Source organism: Tsukamurella pseudospumae (genome assembly GCF_001575195.1).
In the GTDB taxonomy this organism is placed as follows: domain Bacteria; phylum Actinomycetota; class Actinomycetes; order Mycobacteriales; family Mycobacteriaceae; genus Tsukamurella; species Tsukamurella pseudospumae.
Map to the genome: position 1 here is coordinate 1 of NZ_LSRF01000006.1, position 15,689 is coordinate 15,689.

Annotated in this window: 16 protein-coding genes and 1 tRNA gene; 10 read left to right on the plus strand and 7 right to left on the minus strand. The window is 71.9% G+C overall.

All coding sequences use genetic code 11. The features are described from left to right. Together AXK60_RS05380 and AXK60_RS05385 are read right to left on the minus strand one after the other, a co-directional pair. The coding region (locus AXK60_RS05380) for a transposase (RefSeq protein WP_175399937.1) at window positions 1–359 on the minus strand (359 nt) is incomplete at its 3' end. A gap of 307 nt (window positions 360–666) precedes the next feature. Then, a tRNA-Gly gene (locus tag AXK60_RS05385) sits at window positions 667–737 on the minus strand. Window positions 738–848: 111 nt separating this feature from the next. On the opposite strand from AXK60_RS05385, the gene AXK60_RS05390 reads away from it, so the two are divergent. Next, window positions 849–2,207, plus strand: coding sequence for an MFS transporter (locus AXK60_RS05390; protein WP_068570082.1), 1,359 nt, complete (start codon window positions 849–851; stop codon window positions 2,205–2,207). Beyond that, a complete protein-coding gene (locus AXK60_RS05395; RefSeq protein WP_068570083.1) occupies window positions 2,197–2,934 on the plus strand; it encodes an ArsR/SmtB family transcription factor in 738 nt (245 codons plus the stop codon). The genes AXK60_RS05390 and AXK60_RS05395 overlap by 11 nt, the downstream gene beginning before the upstream one ends. Window positions 2,935–2,976: 42 nt before the next feature. On the opposite strand, the gene AXK60_RS05400 is transcribed toward AXK60_RS05395, so the two are convergent. Further along, window positions 2,977–3,765 (minus strand): sulfite exporter TauE/SafE family protein, encoded by a 789-nt coding sequence (locus AXK60_RS05400; RefSeq protein ID WP_082777833.1) that lies wholly within the window; start codon window positions 3,763–3,765, stop codon window positions 2,977–2,979. 80 nt (window positions 3,766–3,845) lie between these two features. On the opposite strand from AXK60_RS05400, the gene AXK60_RS05405 reads away from it, so the two are divergent. Beyond that, window positions 3,846–4,610, plus strand: a complete 765-nt coding sequence (locus AXK60_RS05405; RefSeq protein WP_068570084.1) for a helix-turn-helix domain-containing protein — start codon at window positions 3,846–3,848, stop codon at window positions 4,608–4,610. Between the two features lie 9 nt (window positions 4,611–4,619). Further along, window positions 4,620–5,420 carry a crotonase/enoyl-CoA hydratase family protein gene (locus AXK60_RS05410; protein ID WP_068570085.1) on the plus strand — a complete coding sequence of 267 codons (801 nt, stop codon included), beginning with the start codon at window positions 4,620–4,622 and terminating at the stop codon, window positions 5,418–5,420. Here the strand turns inward: AXK60_RS05410 and AXK60_RS05415 are convergent. Further along, entirely contained in the window at window positions 5,407–5,997 is a 591-nt protein-coding gene (locus AXK60_RS05415; protein ID WP_231855437.1) for a helix-turn-helix domain-containing protein, read from the minus strand. The genes AXK60_RS05410 and AXK60_RS05415 overlap by 14 nt on opposite strands. Window positions 5,998–6,135: 138 nt before the next feature. On the opposite strand from AXK60_RS05415, the gene speB reads away from it, so the two are divergent. From speB to AXK60_RS05435, 4 genes are read left to right on the plus strand one after another with little or no spacing between them, the layout of a single operon-like run. Beyond that, window positions 6,136–7,116 (plus strand): agmatinase, encoded by a 981-nt coding sequence (gene speB, locus AXK60_RS05420; RefSeq protein WP_068570086.1) that lies wholly within the window; start codon window positions 6,136–6,138, stop codon window positions 7,114–7,116. Beyond that, a complete protein-coding gene (locus tag AXK60_RS05425) occupies window positions 7,113–8,549 on the plus strand; it encodes an amino acid permease (protein WP_068570087.1) in 1,437 nt (478 codons plus the stop codon). Before speB ends, AXK60_RS05425 begins: the two co-directional genes overlap by 4 nt. Beyond that, window positions 8,546–9,337: a carbon-nitrogen hydrolase family protein gene (locus tag AXK60_RS05430; protein ID WP_082777834.1), complete on the plus strand. Its 792-nt coding sequence runs from the start codon at window positions 8,546–8,548 to the stop codon at window positions 9,335–9,337. The genes AXK60_RS05425 and AXK60_RS05430 overlap by 4 nt, the downstream gene beginning before the upstream one ends. Before the next feature lie 19 nt (window positions 9,338–9,356). Further along, a complete protein-coding gene (locus tag AXK60_RS05435) occupies window positions 9,357–11,057 on the plus strand; it encodes a flavin monoamine oxidase family protein (protein WP_068570088.1) in 1,701 nt (566 codons plus the stop codon). A 12-nt stretch (window positions 11,058–11,069) separates the two neighbouring features. Here AXK60_RS05435 and AXK60_RS05440 read toward each other — a convergent pair whose 3' ends face one another. Both AXK60_RS05440 and AXK60_RS26790 read right to left on the minus strand, forming a co-directional pair. Continuing rightward, entirely contained in the window at window positions 11,070–12,563 is a 1,494-nt protein-coding gene (locus AXK60_RS05440; protein ID WP_068570089.1) for a cytochrome P450, read from the minus strand. A gap of 58 nt (window positions 12,564–12,621) precedes the next feature. After that, on the minus strand, window positions 12,622–12,774 hold the full coding sequence (locus AXK60_RS26790; RefSeq protein ID WP_156485574.1) for a hypothetical protein: 153 nt from the start codon (window positions 12,772–12,774) through the stop codon (window positions 12,622–12,624). 175 nt (window positions 12,775–12,949) lie between these two features. Here AXK60_RS26790 and AXK60_RS05445 point away from each other — a divergent pair, with 175 nt between their 5' ends. Both AXK60_RS05445 and AXK60_RS05450 read left to right on the plus strand, forming a co-directional pair. Beyond that, window positions 12,950–14,137, plus strand: a complete 1,188-nt coding sequence (locus tag AXK60_RS05445; protein ID WP_068570090.1) for a sensor histidine kinase — start codon at window positions 12,950–12,952, stop codon at window positions 14,135–14,137. After that, window positions 14,134–14,811, plus strand: a complete 678-nt coding sequence (locus AXK60_RS05450; RefSeq protein WP_068570091.1) for a response regulator transcription factor — start codon at window positions 14,134–14,136, stop codon at window positions 14,809–14,811. Before AXK60_RS05445 ends, AXK60_RS05450 begins: the two co-directional genes overlap by 4 nt. A 76-nt stretch (window positions 14,812–14,887) precedes the next feature. On the opposite strand, the gene AXK60_RS05455 is transcribed toward AXK60_RS05450, so the two are convergent. Beyond that, on the minus strand, window positions 14,888–15,679 hold the full coding sequence (locus AXK60_RS05455) for a crotonase/enoyl-CoA hydratase family protein (RefSeq protein ID WP_068570092.1): 792 nt from the start codon (window positions 15,677–15,679) through the stop codon (window positions 14,888–14,890). Between the last annotated feature and the right edge of the window lie 10 nt (window positions 15,680–15,689).

Consider the following 15,689-nt stretch of genomic DNA (forward strand, 5'->3'; position numbering starts at 1 on the left):
GACGCCGCAGCGATCGCCGCCAACGCCGCGTCGACATCGCCTGCTAAGGCGGTGATCAGCCGCGACACCGTCGGATCGGAGGCGACCTGGCCCATCACCTGTGGTTGGGTGCGGAGCTGATCGAGGTCGGCCAGGCAGTCCCCGCCCGCCGCGATCGACACCGCCAGATCAAGCACCGTCTTCCCCGGATCGTGGATCGCGTTCGGCTTGCGCCACGGCATCAACGCACTGGTCAGAGCCGCGGTCAGACCGACCGTCTCGGCGGTACGAAGCAACAGCACTGTCCCGGCATGCGAGACGAGGTTCGTTCCGGCCGCGTCGACCGACACCTTCGGGTAGCAGGACGTAGACTGACTCACCAGAAAGGTGCTCCTTCGAGACTGGAAATAGGTTGGTGTGGTAACCCCTATTCTTCCAGCTCAGAGCACCTTTCTTCATGTCCGACACGACCTCACCCGCGAAAGGCCGAGGCTAGTCGTTGCCGCAATCGTAGCGGGAGCCACATCACGGTGGCTGGCACTTCTGACTGGCCGCTTCCGGCTGAGCGTAGACAGGTTCGCCCCGAATCGACGCGCGGCCCCAGCGCGGCCCCAGCCCCTTGCAGCGCCCCCGAACACGACAAAGACCCCGGCCGGAAACCTACTCCGACCAGGGCCTTTCCATCTGAGCGGGCGACGGGAATCGAACCCGCGTAGCTAGTTTGGAAGACTAGGGCTCTACCATTGAGCTACGCCCGCGTACGTCTCACGACGCTCGCAACATGCTACGGCATGGCCTCGCACGGGTGGAAATCACCTGCGGCGAACTGTTCGGCGGGCACCGAACCGTTCCGGCACCAGGCTGGTGTCATGCATCCCGATCGGCGGCGCACCGTCGCACTCCTGGCCCTGTCCCTGGCGTTCGGCCTGATCCAGTTCGACGCCACCGTCGTCAACGTCGTCCTGGGCTCGATGACCCGCGATCTGGGCGGCGGCCTGGGCCTCGCGCAGTGGGCGGTCGACGGCTACACCATCCCGTTCGCGGCGCTGATGCTCCTCGCCGGCCCCGCGGCCGACCGATTCGGACGCAAGCAGGTCTGCGTCCTCGGATTCGCACTGTTCGCGCTCGCCACGGCGGGCTGCGCACTGGCCCCCGGCTGGGCGGCACTGATCGGCTTCCGCGTCGTGCAGGGCGTGGCGGCGGCGATGATCCTGCCCAGCTCGCTGGCGATGATCGGCGAGCTCTACCCCGGTGCGGCGGAACGGGCACGGGCGCTGGGGATCTGGGGCGGGATCGCCAGCGCCGGATTCGCGGCGGGTCCGCCGATCGGCGGCCTCCTGGCCGCGAGCGCGGGGTGGCGCGCGGTGTTCTGGGTGGGCGCGCCGATCGCGATCCTCGCGGGGCTGGCCGTGTGGGCGACGGTGCCCGACTCGCCCCGGCACGCCCGCCCCCTGGACGTGCGGGGCGCGACCGTCGGCGCGGCGGCGCTGGCTCTCGGCACGGCCGCCCTCATCGAGCTCGGTCAGGGGCGCGCTGCGCTCGCGGGCGCCCTGGCGGCCGCCGCCGTGCTCGCGACCAGCGCCTTCGTCGCCTCCCAGCGCGTCGCGCGGCATCCCATGGTTCCCCGCGGGCTGCTCGCGCGCGGACCGTTCCGAGGCGCGGCGATCACGGGGCTGGTCTTCAACTTCGCGCTGTACGGGGCGCTGCTCGTCGTCGGGTTGGCCCTGCAGCAGGTGCACGGCCTGACGGTGCTCGAGACCGGGGCGGCGATCCTGCCGATGACGGTGGTCGTGGCACTCGGATCCACCGCGAGTGGATTCGTCACCGCGCGTACCGGTCCCCGGCCGCCGATGGTCGCGGGCTTCGCCTGCGCGGCGACGGGCGCGCTGGTGGTCGCCGTCGGCGCGTCCCACCCGAGCGCGATCGTCACGGGGATGAGCCTGATCGGGCTCGCGTCGCTCGCCATGCCCGCGATGACCTCCGTCGCGCTGGACGCCGCGCCGCCCGAACACGCCGGGCTCGCCGGGGCGGTGCTCAACTGTGCGCGCCAGGCGGGCGGGGCGCTCGGCGTCGCCGGATTCGGGGCGCTCTACAACGCCACCGGCCGCACCTCCACCGCGCTCGCGGTGACCTTCGGCGCCGTCGCGGTCATACTCGTGGTGGGGGTGGTCACCAGCATCGGCGCCACCGCCCCCGGAGAGCAGGAGGTGCGCAGCGATGCCGGGTGATGCGGATCTGGCGGGGATCGGCGAGTTGTTCGCCGACCGCACCCGCAGCCGGATCCTCTTGTCCCTCTTGGGCGGTAGGGAGCTCGCCGCCGGCGTCCTCGCCGACGAGGCCGGAGTGTCGCGCCCCACCGCGAGCGGCCACCTCCGACGCCTCGTCGACGGGGGCCTGCTCGCGGTCCGGTCCGCGGGGCGCCACCGCTGGTACCGGATCGCGGGGCCGGAGGTCGCCGACCTCGTCGAGCGGTTGGCCGCGTTCGCCCCGCCGCAGCCGGTCAGCTCGCTCAAGGCGACCACCCGCGCGGAGCGCCTTCGCACGGCCCGCACCTGCTACGACCACTTCGCAGGCCGCCTCGGCGTCGCGATCATGGGCTCGCTGCTCGACCACGGACATCTGACGGGCGGCGACGGCCTGTTCCGCGACGACGGTGCCGACCGCCCCGCCTCGGCGGGCCGGGAGTTGGACTACCGCCTCACCGACGACGGGCTCGCCTTCCTCGACGACCTCGGCGTCGTGCTGCCCGACGGTGCCGCCCGCCCGCTGGTCCGGTACTGCATCGACTGGACCGAGACCCGGCACCACCTCGCGGGCGGCGCAGGCCGGGCGCTCAGCGACCGGTTCTTCACCGCGGGCTGGGCCGAACGCCTACCGCTGTACCGCGCCGTGCGGGTGACCCCCGCCGGGGAGCGGGTCCTGGCACGTCGATTCGGCGTCGACTGGCCCACCTGAGCCCATCCACCCGGATCACCGGGCTCACCGGGCTCACCGGGCTCACCGCACCAACGTGGCCGCCATCGCGATCGTCACCACCACCAGCAACCCGACGTACCACCGCGCGTGCGCAACATCGGACAGGCGCGGTGTGCGACGCCGCACCAGGACGATCACGGGGAGCGATCCCAGCATGAGGGCGCCCGCCGCTCGGAGATCGACGGCGCCCAGGAAACCGAATCCCGCACCGGCGGGCCGGCCGCCGGACCACAGCAGGAACACGGTGGTCGCAGGCAGCGCCACCGCGAGGGTCAGCGGATTCGCCAGCGCCGCCGCCACGTCCATGCGATGCCCGTTGCGCCGCATCATCGGCACGGTCAGGACGCTGCCGCCCACGCCCAGCACGGCCGCGACGGCGCCGATCGGGAGGCCGGCGGCCGACGGGATGGGAGGAGCATCGTCACCGTCCGGCCGCACGAAACCCGGCCGGACGGTGACGGACACGATCGTGACGACGAGGTAGGCGACGAAGCCCACTGCGATCGCGCCGCCGGGGACGTGCCGCGCCACGACCGCCCCGGCCGCTCCGCCGACGGCGAGGAGGCCGAGCAGGCGCCCGCTCCCCCGCAGCTCGGACAGCACCGCACGCCGGGTGGAGGCCGTCGCCACCGCGGCTGCGACCACCATCAGTACCGACGAGGTCGCGACGGCAGCGCGTGGGGCGTCGCCTCCCAGGTACGCGTCCGCCCACGTCAGCACCGGTACTGCGACGAACCCTCCCCCGAAACCGAACATCGCGGTCGTCACGCCCGACACCGCGCCCACCAGGACCAGGATCACTGCACTCACTCATCGATTCCACCGGACTCCGACGCTGCCGACAATCGATCGTGAGCTGGATATCTTCGAATCCCAGTAGCATCACGGGCATGCGGAACGTTCCGGTCATCGATCTCGAGGACCTCCCGCGGGACGTGCTCCCCGTCGGCACCGACTACCCCGACGGCTACGAACAGGCGCGGCACAGCCACCGTCGAGCGCAGTTCCTGTACGCCGCGACGGGCGTCATGGAGGTCGACACGGCGGACGGGGCGTGGACGGTGCCGACCGACCGCGCCGTCCTCATCCCGCCCGGCGAGCCGCACGCCGTCCGCTACGCGGGCGTGAGCACGCGCAGCCTCTACATCGAACCGGCCGCCGCTCCGTGGTGGCCGGCGCGTTGCACGGTCGTCGAGGTGACGGGACTGCTCCGGGAGCTCCTGCTGACCGCCGTCGACTTCCCCGCCGACTACGACGAGGCGGGACGCGCCGGAGCCGTCGCCGCGTTGCTGCTGCACGAGATCGCCGCCCTGGCACCGCTTCCGCTCCACGTTCCCCTTCCCGCCGATCCGGAACTGCGCGCGCTGTGCCGCGAGTACCTCGTCGAGCCCGAGGTCGCCGTCGACAACGCCACGTGGGCACGGCGGTGCGGGCGGAGCGAGCGCGCCTTCACCACGCGGTTCCGCGCGGCGACGGGGACCAGCCCCGCGGCGTGGCGCAGGCGTGCCCGGCTGCTCGCCGCCGTAGCGCTCCTGCGCACCTTCAGCGTCACGGCGACCGCGGGACGCCTGGGGTATTCGACCCCCGCGGCGTTCACCGCCGCGTTCACGGCCGAGTTCGGGATGCCTCCCTCGCGCGCACGATGGTCCGCCTAGGGTCGGATCATGACCGAACCCCTCCTGATCGAGCGCGACGGCCCCGTCGTCACCTGGACCCTGAACGACCCCGCGGCGCGCAACCCGGTGTCCGACGACGCGATGATCGAGGCGATCGAGCGCGCCGTCGACGCGGTCAACCACGACGACGAGGTCCGTGTCGCGATCCTCACCGGCGCGGGGTCGGCGTTCAGCTCCGGCGGCAACGTGAAGCACATGCGCGACAAGGAGGGCATGTTCGGCGGCACCGCGGCCCAGCAGCGGCAGGGCTACCGGCACGGCATCCAGCGGATTCCGCGGGCGCTGTACCACTGCGAGGTCCCGACGGTGGCCGCGGTGAACGGTCCCGCGATCGGCGCGGGCTGCGACCTCGCGATGATGTGCGACCTGCGAGTGGCCTCCACACGGGCGCTCTTCGCGGAGAGCTTCGTCAAAGTGGGGCTGATCCCCGGCGACGGCGGGGCGTGGCTGCTCCCCCGCATCGTCGGCATGGCGCGCGCCACAGAGATGGCACTCACGGGCGACGCGGTCGACGCCGAGACGGCGCTGGCATGGGGCATGGTGTCGAGCGTCGTCGAGCCCGACGACCTGCTCGCCGCTGCGCGCACCCTCGCGGACCGCGTCGCGGCGAACCCGCCGCAGGCCCTGCGGATGACGAAGCGCCTTCTCCGCGAGGGGCAGCACCAGAGCCTCGACGCGCTGCTCGAGCTGTCCGCGGCGATGCAGACCATCGCGCATGCGACCGCGGACCATCACGAGGCGGTCGCCGCCATGCTGGACAAGCGCCCGCCCCGCTTCACCGGGGCGTAGCCGCCCCCGCCCGCGCCCCGCCGTCCGACCGGCCGGGCAACGCGGGCGCCATCACCCACAGCACGCGCGCCCCCTCGGGTCCCGCGGCGAAGGCGTGCGGGCGTCCGGGGTCGAAGGTCATCGCGTCCCCGACGGCCAGCTCGACGCCCGGCTCCGGGGGCAAGGTGAGGTGCAGCAGCCCGCGCTGCACCAGTACGAAGGACACCTCGGCGGGTAGCGCGTAGGACTCGTCGCCGCTGCCGCCGCCGGGCTCGATGTCGCTGAGCAGCACCTGAACCCGCTGTTCGGCGGACGGCGTGAGCAGATACTCGGACAGGCCGGTGCCGCCGAAACTCACCTGCGGATAGGCGTCGGCCCGGACGACCGAGCCCGCCCCGCCACCGTCGAACAGCGATCCGACGGGGACCTCCAGGACCTCGCACAGCCGGACGAGGACGGCCATCGACGGTGCCGCGAGCCCCCGCTCCACCTTCGACAGGTATCCCTTGGTGACGCCGACCCGCTCCGCGATGTCGGCGAGCGTCAGCCGGCGGGAACGACGGGCCGCCTTGAGCGCCCCGCCCACCTGATCCGACACGGGCGGAAGGGCATCCGCCCCCGGAGCAATCGCATCCAACGCCTGTTTCCTCCCAGGAAACTCGAGTTGACAAGTCGGTCGATGTCCCACACTATGTGATCCGGCCCACAATTGCAGCCCCTGCGAGAGGATCCATCCGTGTCCGACGAAACCCAGCGCCCGTCGCAGCCCCGCGGACCGGTGGACGCGAGTCTCATTCCGCGCTACTGCGGCCCCGCGACCTTCGCCCGCCTGCCCCGACTCGACGAGGTGGACTCCGCCGCCGTCGCCGTGCTCGGCATCCCCTTCGACTCCGGCGTCAGCTACCGCCCCGGCGCACGCTTCGGCCCTGGCCACATCCGGGCGTCGTCGAAGCTGCTGCGGCCCTACAACCCCGCACTCGACGTCTCCCCGTTCGCCGTGCATCAGGTGGCCGACGCCGGCGACCTCGCGGTGAACCCGTTCGACATCCAGGAGGCGCTCGGCACCGTCGAGGCCGAGATCGCGCGCCTGCGCTCCGCGGGCTCCAAGGTCCTCACCCTGGGTGGCGACCACACGCTGGCCCTGCCGATCCTGCGGGCCGTCTCGGCCGACCGCGGCCCTGTCGCGGTGCTGCACTTCGACGCCCACCTCGACACCTGGGACACCTACTTCGGCGCGCCGTACACGCACGGCACCCCGTTCCGCCGGACGAGCGAGGAGGGCCTGATCGACCTCGAGCGCTCGATGCACATCGGCATCCGCGGCCCGCTCTACGGCGAGCAGGACCTCACCGCCGACGGCGTGCTCGGCTTCCAGGTGGTCCGCTCGGACGACTACGAGAACGAGGGACTGCAGACGGTCATCGACCGCATGCGCCGTCGCCTCGCCGGGCCCGACGGTGCCGGCGGCCCCGTCTACGTCTCCGTCGACATCGACGTCCTCGACCCCGCGCACGCGCCCGGCACCGGCACGCCCGAGGCGGGCGGCATGACGAGCCGCGAGCTGCTGAACACGATCCGCGCGCTCGTCGGCACCGATGTGGTGGGCGCGGACGTCGTCGAGGTGGCCCCGCCGTACGACCACGCCGAGCTGACCGGCGTCGCCGCCGCGCACGTCGCGTACGAGCTGCTGTCGGTCCTCGCGGTGAACGCCCGGTGAACCCGTTCACGGCGGGCCTCATCGCCCGCAAGCCGGTCGACCGGATCCTGGCCGACAGCGCCGCCGAACACGAGGGACCGCAGCTCAAGCGGTCGATGGGCCTGGGCCACCTGACCGCGCTGTCCATCGGCGCCTCGCTCGGCACCGGCATCTTCGTCATCCTCGGCGAGGCGACGCCGAAGGCCGGGCCGGCGGTCATCGTCGCGTTCGTCCTGGCCGCCGTGACGGCGCTGTTCTCGGCGCTGTCCTACGCCGAGATGGCCGGAACCATCCCCGTGTCCGGCAGCTCCTACTCCTACGCGTACGCCACGATCGGCGAGCTCTTCGCGTGGGTCTGCGGCTGGTGCCTGCTGCTCGAGTACGGCGTCTCCGTCGCGGCGGTCGCCGTCGGCTGGGGCCAGTACATCAACGAGCTGCTGCGCACCCTCTTCGACGTCGAGCTGCCCGCCGCGATCGCCGCCCCGCCCGGCGACGGCGGCATCGTCAACATCCCCAGCATGGTGATCGTGGCGCTCGCGTGCCTCGTGCTGGTGGGCGGCGCCACGGAGAGCGCCCGGCTCAACACGGCCATGGTGGTCCTCAAGCTCTGCGTGCTGGTGTTCTTCTGCGCCATCGCCTTCACCGCCTTCAAGGCGGGCAACCTCAGCCCGTTCATGCCCTTCGGCGTCAACGGCATGACCGCCGCGGCGGCGATGGTGTTCTTCTCCTACATCGGCTTCGACGCCGCGTCGACCGCCGGTAACGAGGCCAAGAACCCCACCCGTGACCTGCCGCGCGCGATCATCCTGTCGCTCGGCATCATCACGGTGCTCTACTGCCTCGTGGCCCTCGCGGCGATCGGCGCGATGCCCTGGCAGGAGTTCGGCGGGTCCGAGGCTTCACTGGCGAAGATCCTCACCGGGGTCACCGGTCAGACCTGGCCATCCGTGATCCTGTCGATCGGCGCCGTGATCGCCATCGCCAGCGTGGTGCTCGCGGTGATGTACGGCCAGACCCGCATCCTCTACACGATGGGCAGCGACGGCCTGGTGCCGAAGGTCTTCGCGAAGGTCAACCCGCGCACCTTCGTGCCCGTGCGCAACATCCTCATCGTCGGTGCGCTCGTCGCCACGCTCGCCGGGTTCGTCCCCCTGGGCGAGCTCGCCAACGCCACATCGATCGGCTCGCTCTTCGCCTTCGCGCTGGTCAACGTGGGCGTGATCGTCCTGCGCCGCACCCGCCCCGATCTCCCCCGGGCGTTCCGGACGCCGCTCTTCCCGGTCGTCCCGGTCCTCGGCATCGGCTTCTGCGTCTACCTCATGCTGCAGCTGGAGACCCCGACGTGGATCGCCTTCGGCATCTGGTCGGCGGTCGGCCTCGCGGTCTACTTCGGCTACGGCTACCGCCACTCGCGCCTGCGGGGCGGGGTCGCGCTCGCGAAGGAGGCGTCATGACGGTCGTCGTCGGGATGTACCAGGGGCCGGAGGGCCTCGGGCCCGAGCCGGACGTCGGGCGCAACCTGGCCGCGATCGACGATGCGGCAGCCCGCGCCGCCGCCGGCGGCGCGCAGATGCTGGTGACGCCCGAGCTGTCGGTGACCGGCTACGACATCGGCCCGGCCGCAACCGAACTCGCTCGTCCGCGCGGCGGCGAGTACCACGCGGCGGTCGGCGCGGTCGCCCGCCGCCACGGCATCGCCATCGTGGCGGGGTATCCCGAGCGCGAGGGCGATCGGGTCTTCAACGCCACCACCGTGATCGCTCCCGACGGTGCGGAGCTCGCGCACTACCGCAAGACGCACCTCTTCGGGGACCTCGACCGCGCGGTCTTCGCACCCGGCGACGAGCTGCCCGTGCAGTTCGACCTCGGCGGCCTGCGCTGCGGGCTCCTCATCTGCTACGACGTGGAGTTCCCCGAGGCCGTCCGCGCCCACGCGGAGGCCGGCACCGACCTGCTCCTGATCCCGACGGGCCTGATGGAACCGTTCGGCCGGATCGCGGAACGTCTCGTGCCGGTGCGGGCCTTCGAGAGCCAGTTGTACATCGCGTACACCAACCACTGCGGCCGCGAGAGAACGCTCGAGTACTGCGGGCTGAGCACCGCTGCCGGACCCGACGGCGAGGTCGTGGCCCGCGCCGGACGCGACGAGGAACTCCTGACCTTCACCGCCGACGCCGAGGGGCTGCGCGAGGCCCGCATTGCGAACACCTACCTGCGCGACCGGCGCGCCGACCTGTACTAGCCCCCGAGAAGGAGCGCACATGACCCAGCCCGCCATGCCCGCCCACGGCCCGTCCGCATCCGAGGCACCCCTGACGATGTTCGGGCCCGACTTCCCCTTCGCCTACGACGACTGGGTGACCCACCCGGACGGCCTGGGCAGTGTCCCGGACGAGGCGCTCGGGACCGAGGTCGCCGTGATCGGTGCCGGCCTCGCCGGGCTCACCGCCGCCTACGAGCTGGCCCGGATCGGCCTGAAACCCGTGGTGTACGAGGCGGACCGGATCGGCGGGCGGATGCGCAGCGAGCGGTTCTCCGGCTACGACGACGATCTCGTCGCCGAGATGGGCGCGATGCGCTTCCCGCCCTCGTCCACCACGCTGCAGCACTACCTGGACCTCGCGGGGCTGCGGACGCAGGCCTTCCCGAACCCGCTCGCGGACGCGACGCCCAGCACCGTCATCGACCTCAAGGGTGAGAGCCACTACGCGCGCACCGCCGCCGACCTGCCGCCCGAGTTCGCCGAGGTGGCGAAGGCCTGGGACGCGACGCTCGCCGACTACGCCGACGCCGCCGAACTGCAGGACGCGATCCGCGCCCGGGACGTGCCGCGGATCCGGGCCGTGTGGTCGCGCCTCGTCGAGGAACTCGACGACCAGACCTTCTACGGCTTCCTCACCGCCTCCGAGCACTTCCGCTCCTTCGCGCACCGGGAACTGTTCGGGCAGGTCGGATTCGGCACCGGCGGCTGGGACACCGACTATCCCAACTCGATGCTGGAGATCCTCCGGGTCACCTGCACCGCCGCGGACGACCACCACCGCGGCATCGTCGGGGGCTCGGACCGGCTCCCGAAGCACCTCTGGGAGAACACCTTCGACGGTGCCCGGTCGGTCAAGGATCTCAACGGGGGCGCGCACCGCCCCGCGGTGACCGAGATCCGCCGGACCGCAGGCCCCGGCGGTGCGCCGCGCTACACCCTGGTCGACGCGGGCGGCGAGACCCGCACCTTCCCCGCGGCGATCTTCACCGGCCAGGCGTGGATGCTGCTCAACACCATCGACTGCGACGACGACCTGTTGCCCATCGACCACTGGACCGCGGTGGAGCGCACCCACTACATGGGCAGCTCCAAGGTGTTCGCGCTGGTCGACCGCCCGTTCTGGCTCGACGTCGACCCGGCCACCGGCCGGGACACGATGTCGATGACCCTGACCGACCGGATGAGCCGCGGCACCTACCTGCTCGACCACGGTCCGGACCGGCCCGGCGTGATCTGCCTGAGCTACACCTGGTCCGACGACTCGCTCAAGGTGCTCCCGCTGGACGTGAACGCGCGGATGGACCTCATGCTCAAATCTCTCGGCGAGATCTACCCGGGCGTGGACATCCGCAGCCACATCATCGCCACGCCGAAGACCGTGTCCTGGGAGACGGAGCGCTACTTCATGGGCGCGTTCAAGGCGAACCTGCCGGGGCACTACCGGTACCAGGAGCGCCTCTACACGCACTTCATGCAGGAGCGGCTCGATCCGCGGCACCGCGGCTTCTTCCTGGCGGGCGACGACATCTCGTGGACCGCGGGGTGGGCCGAGGGCGCGCTCCAGACGGCGCTCAACGCCGTCTGGGGCGTCGTGCACCACCTCGGCGGCGGCACGCGACCGACCAATCCCGGACCGGGCGACGTCTTCGCGGACATCGCACCGATCCGGCTCGGCGACGAGCGCGGCACGCGCGCCTGAGCGGCGCTGTGCTCAGTCCCGGGACAGTGCGGTCACCAGGCCGCCGCGCCCCGGGATCATGGTGACGTTGCGGTGCCTCGGCTGCTCGGCCGGGGCGTCCGTCATCGCGAGATCGACGCGCTGGAGGATCTGCGTGACCACCACCCGCAGCTCCGCCATCGCCAGGCCCGCCCCGAGGCAGCGGCGGGAGCCGCCGCCGAAGGGCATGAGCTTCTGCGGCGAGGGCTTGACGCCCAGGAAGCGCTCGGGATCGAAGGCGTAGGGCCGCGGGTACAGCTCCTCGCGGTGGTGCAGCAGCAGGATCGAGATCAGTGCCACCACACCGCGGTCCACGACGTAGTCGCCGAACCGCCAGTCCGACAGCAGCTCCCGTGCCACGATCGGCACCACCGGGCGGCTGCGCATCGACTCGTTGATCAACGCCTCGAGGTAGGCCTCCTCGTCGTCCTCGCGGGCGGCGAGGACCGCTCGCCGGTACACCTCGGGGTTGCGGGTGAGGCGCTCGAAGGTCCACGCCACGGAGTTCGAGGTGGTCTCGTGCCCGGCGAGCACCAGGGTGAGCAGCTCGTCGCGGATCTCACTGTCGGCCAGCGGCGCACCGTCGTCGCCGCGCGCGGCCATGAGCACCGTGAGGATGTCGGAGCGGCCCGCGCCGTCCGGCCCGTCGGCGCCCTCCCGGCGCCGCTCCGCGATCACGGCGTAGATCGCCCGGTCGAGCGGACGGAGCACCAGCTTCAACACGCCCCGCGGCTCAGGGCTACGCGCATTGACCAGCTGCACCACGGTCGCGAGCGGGTGGGTCGAGAGGTGCAACAGCCGGATCATCGAGGAGCGGACCGCGCGCTCCGCCCGCGTGGCGCCGGATTCGTCGTCGATGCCGAACACCGCCGACATGATCACGTCGAGGGTGATCTGCTGCCCGATGTCGGCGAGCGCCACCCGCTCCCCTGGCTGCCACTGGTCGATGCGGTGGGCCGTGGCGGCGTCGATGCGCTGCTGGTACGCCGCCACCGCGCGCCCGTGGAACTGCGGCAGCAGGAGCCCGCGCTGCTGCTTGTGCCGCGGGCCGACCGAGGTGAGCACCGAGTCCGGCCCCACGATCGGCCGCAACGGCGAGAACCGGGTGGCCGACGGCGCACCGTCGGGCCGCGACATCAGCGACGCGATGTGGGTGGGGTTGGACAGCATGACGATCCGCCCCGGACCGCCGGCGAACTCGGACCGGAACACGTCCCCGTACCGCTCCGACGCGCCGAAGATCACGTCCCCCTCGCGCAGGGTGTAGGTCAGAGACGCCCGCACCCGGCCCATCGGCAACGACGGGGCCGCACTCAGCCCGGCGCCGTCGTCCACCGGACCTGCATCGTCCGAGTTCCTGCCCGAGATCCCCGGCCGCGCGGGATCACGGAGATGCCAGGCGGGTTCGGGGATGGACAGGGTGCGCGCGACGGTGCCGCCCAGCCCGCTGCCGAATCCGGATCGGGCGGCGCGTGTGATCGTGGTCATATCGTCCTCCTTCATCGATTGTGCACGCCCGTGCTCTCCCGCGGGCGGCGGCCGGTTCTCAGGGGACGACGGTGCCCAGCGGCCCGGTCCGGTGGTCGCGCTCGGCGACCGCGCGGTGAACGTCGCGCGCGCCGAAGTCGAGACCGTCGCGGTCGTGGGTGAGGACCGCGATCGCGAGGACGAACGCGGCGATGACTCCAACGGTGATCATGTCCTGCTCCTTCTCCCGTGCCCGGTGGGTGTCCCGGGTCCGTCTTCGACGCTATCGCCGGCGTCGACGCAGGTCAGCGTGCTCAAGTCGGATTCGCGCCCCCGCCCGGGGGTGGAGCCGGGGATCCGCCCCCGGGCGGATGAACCGGGCTGGTCGCGCGGCTACGATGCAAGCCATGCGCGCTCTGCGGTGGCTCGAGGCGCGGTACCGGCGTGTACTCGCGCAGCTGGGCTACGAGTACCCGCCGTACTACATGACCATCACCGAGGCGGCGATGGTGCTGCTGACGATCGGAGCGGTGGCGCCCCGAGTGCTCGCCGGACCGCAGGTCGCGCAGTGGGTGTGGCTCGCAGCCGCGATCGCCCTGTCGCTGGTGCACCTCAGCGCCAGCCTCGTGAGTGCTCGATCCGTGTCGATCACCGCGCACACCGCGGCCACCCTGGGCGTGGCGATGCTGTTCTGGTGCGTGCCCACGACCTTCGACGTGGTGCCGCTCATGCTGGTCCTCGGCATCACCCAGGTCGCGGCGGTCTGCACGCCGCGAGTGGCGGCGACCCACCTGGCCGTGTACCTCGCCGTCGTCATCGGCGCCGGCCTGCTCGGCGCGAACCACCAGGCCTGGCTCATCGTGCTGACGGTCTGCTTCGGTGCCGCGGTCGGCCAGCTGCTGCAGAACCAGCTCCTCCTGCTGCGCGCCGAGCGCCGGGCGCAGGCGGCACGCACGGCGCTCGATCGTGCGGCCATCGCCGCCGAGGTCCACGACGTGGTGGCGCACTCGCTCGCCGTCGTGCTGCTCAACGTGACCGCCGCCCGTCGCGCGCTCGAGTCCGACGACGACCGGGCCGAGGCCGTCGAGGCCCTCCGCGACGCGGAGACCCAGGGCCGCACCGCGATGAAGGACATCCGCAACACCATCGAGCTGCTGCGCACCGACGGACCCGGATCCGCGCAGCCCGGCCTGGCCGACATCCCCGAGCTGGTCGCGTCCTTCGAGCGCGCCGGACTCGCGGTGACCCTCGACCAGCGGACCTCGTCGACGGCGCTCGCCGGCACCTCCGGTCTCGCCGCCTTCCGGGTGGTCCAGGAGTCCCTGGCCAACGCCGTCAAGCACGCACCGGGCGCGCAGGTCGCGGTCACCGTCGAGGCCCGGGAGCGGCGAGGCCTGGCCGTCCGGGTCGCGTGCCCCGTGCCCGACGGTGCCCGCCGCGCCCCGGGTGGGACGGGCCTCGACGGCATGCGGGCGCGCGTCGAGAGCGCGGGCGGCACCCTCACGACCGGTCCCGTCGACGGGACCTGGCTGGTGGACGCGCGATTCCCGGCGGCCCGCCCGAGTCCGACCGTCCGTCAGGAGACCCCGTCATGACCGTGACCGACCCGCCGATCCGGCTGCTGCTGGTGGACGATCAGGACCTGGTGCGCCTCGGGCTCCACCGGATCCTGCGCCGCCGCGACGGATTCGAGGTCGTGGCCGAATGCTCCGACGGCGACGAGGTGGCGCGTGCAGTCACCGACTCCGCGCCGGACGTGGTGCTGATGGACTTGCGGATGAAGCGGATGAGCGGCATGGAGGCCACCCGACGCGTCACCGGGAACAACGGCGCCCCACCGGTTCTCGTCCTCACCACGTTCCGCGACGACGACCTGCTGTCGGAGGCGCTGCGCGCCGGCGCATCCGGCTTCGTGCTCAAGGACTCACCGGCCGAGGAGCTGATCCGGGCCGTGCGGCTCGTCGCTGCGGGCGAGGCCGTCCTCGACCCGGCGGTGACCGGCCGCGTGCTCGAGACCTACCGCGCGGCACCGGTCGCGACCGCGGCACCGTCGGGCCCGGCGATCACCCGGCTGACGTCCCGGGAGATCGACGTGCTCGCCCTCGTCGGGCGCGGGATGTCGAACGACGACATCGCCGCCGAGCTGGTGATCTCCATCGTGACCGTGAAGAGCCACATCGGATCGATCTTCACCAAACTCGACGTCCGCAACCGCGCCGAGGCGATTGTTTTCGCGTTCGATCACGGCATCGTCCGGCCGGGCGGCTGACGGTCCGGAGGGGCGGGGCCAGGTCTTCGCCCCCGACCACGGCATCGTCCGGCCGGGCGGCTGACCGCCCGGCCCGCTACTGCCGCTCGACGAAGACGGGCTTCTCCTTGTTCATCGCCGCGGTGCGGGCGATGGTGTGGTTGCGGCCGCGCAGGAGGCCCAGCTGGAGTGCCTGCTCGACGGGGAAGGACAGGCGCGAGCCGCTGTACCAGGTGTTCTCGAACAGGGCCTTCGAGGCGGCCACCGCATCGGGCGAGCGCTCCTTGAGCTTCTCCACCAACTCGAGGGCGTCCTTCATCGGATCGGCGGAGACACCGGTCACCAGGCCCCAGTCCAGGGCCTGCTTGGCGGTGAACATCTCGCCGGTCATCGTCAGGCGCTTCGCGACGTCGATGGTCGTGAGCTGGGCGATCGACGCGGAGATCGACATGTCGGGGATCAGGCCCCACTTCGCCTCGAGGATCGAGAAGTCGGCCTCGGTGGAGGCGTAGCGGAAGTCAGCGCCGAGTGCGATCTGCAGACCGCCGCCGTAGCAGTGTCCGTTGACCACGGCGATCACGGGCGCGGGCACACTGCGCCAGGCCCAGCCGGCGGCCTGGAAGCTGTTCGCGGCCGAGATCCGCTTCGGGACGAAGTTCATGAACAGGCGGCGCTGTTCCTTGCCCGCCGAGGCGAAGTCGAGGCCGGAGCTGAACGAACTGCCCTCGCCCGAGAGGATCACGGCGCGCAGCGAGTGGTCGTTCTTCGCGCGGTCCGCGGCCCGCGCCAGATCGTCGAGCATGTCCAGCGTGAGGCCGTTGTGCTTCTCCGGACGGTTGATTCGCACATAGGCGACCTCGTCGCGCACCTCGTAGTCGATGTTCGACATTCGCTTCTCC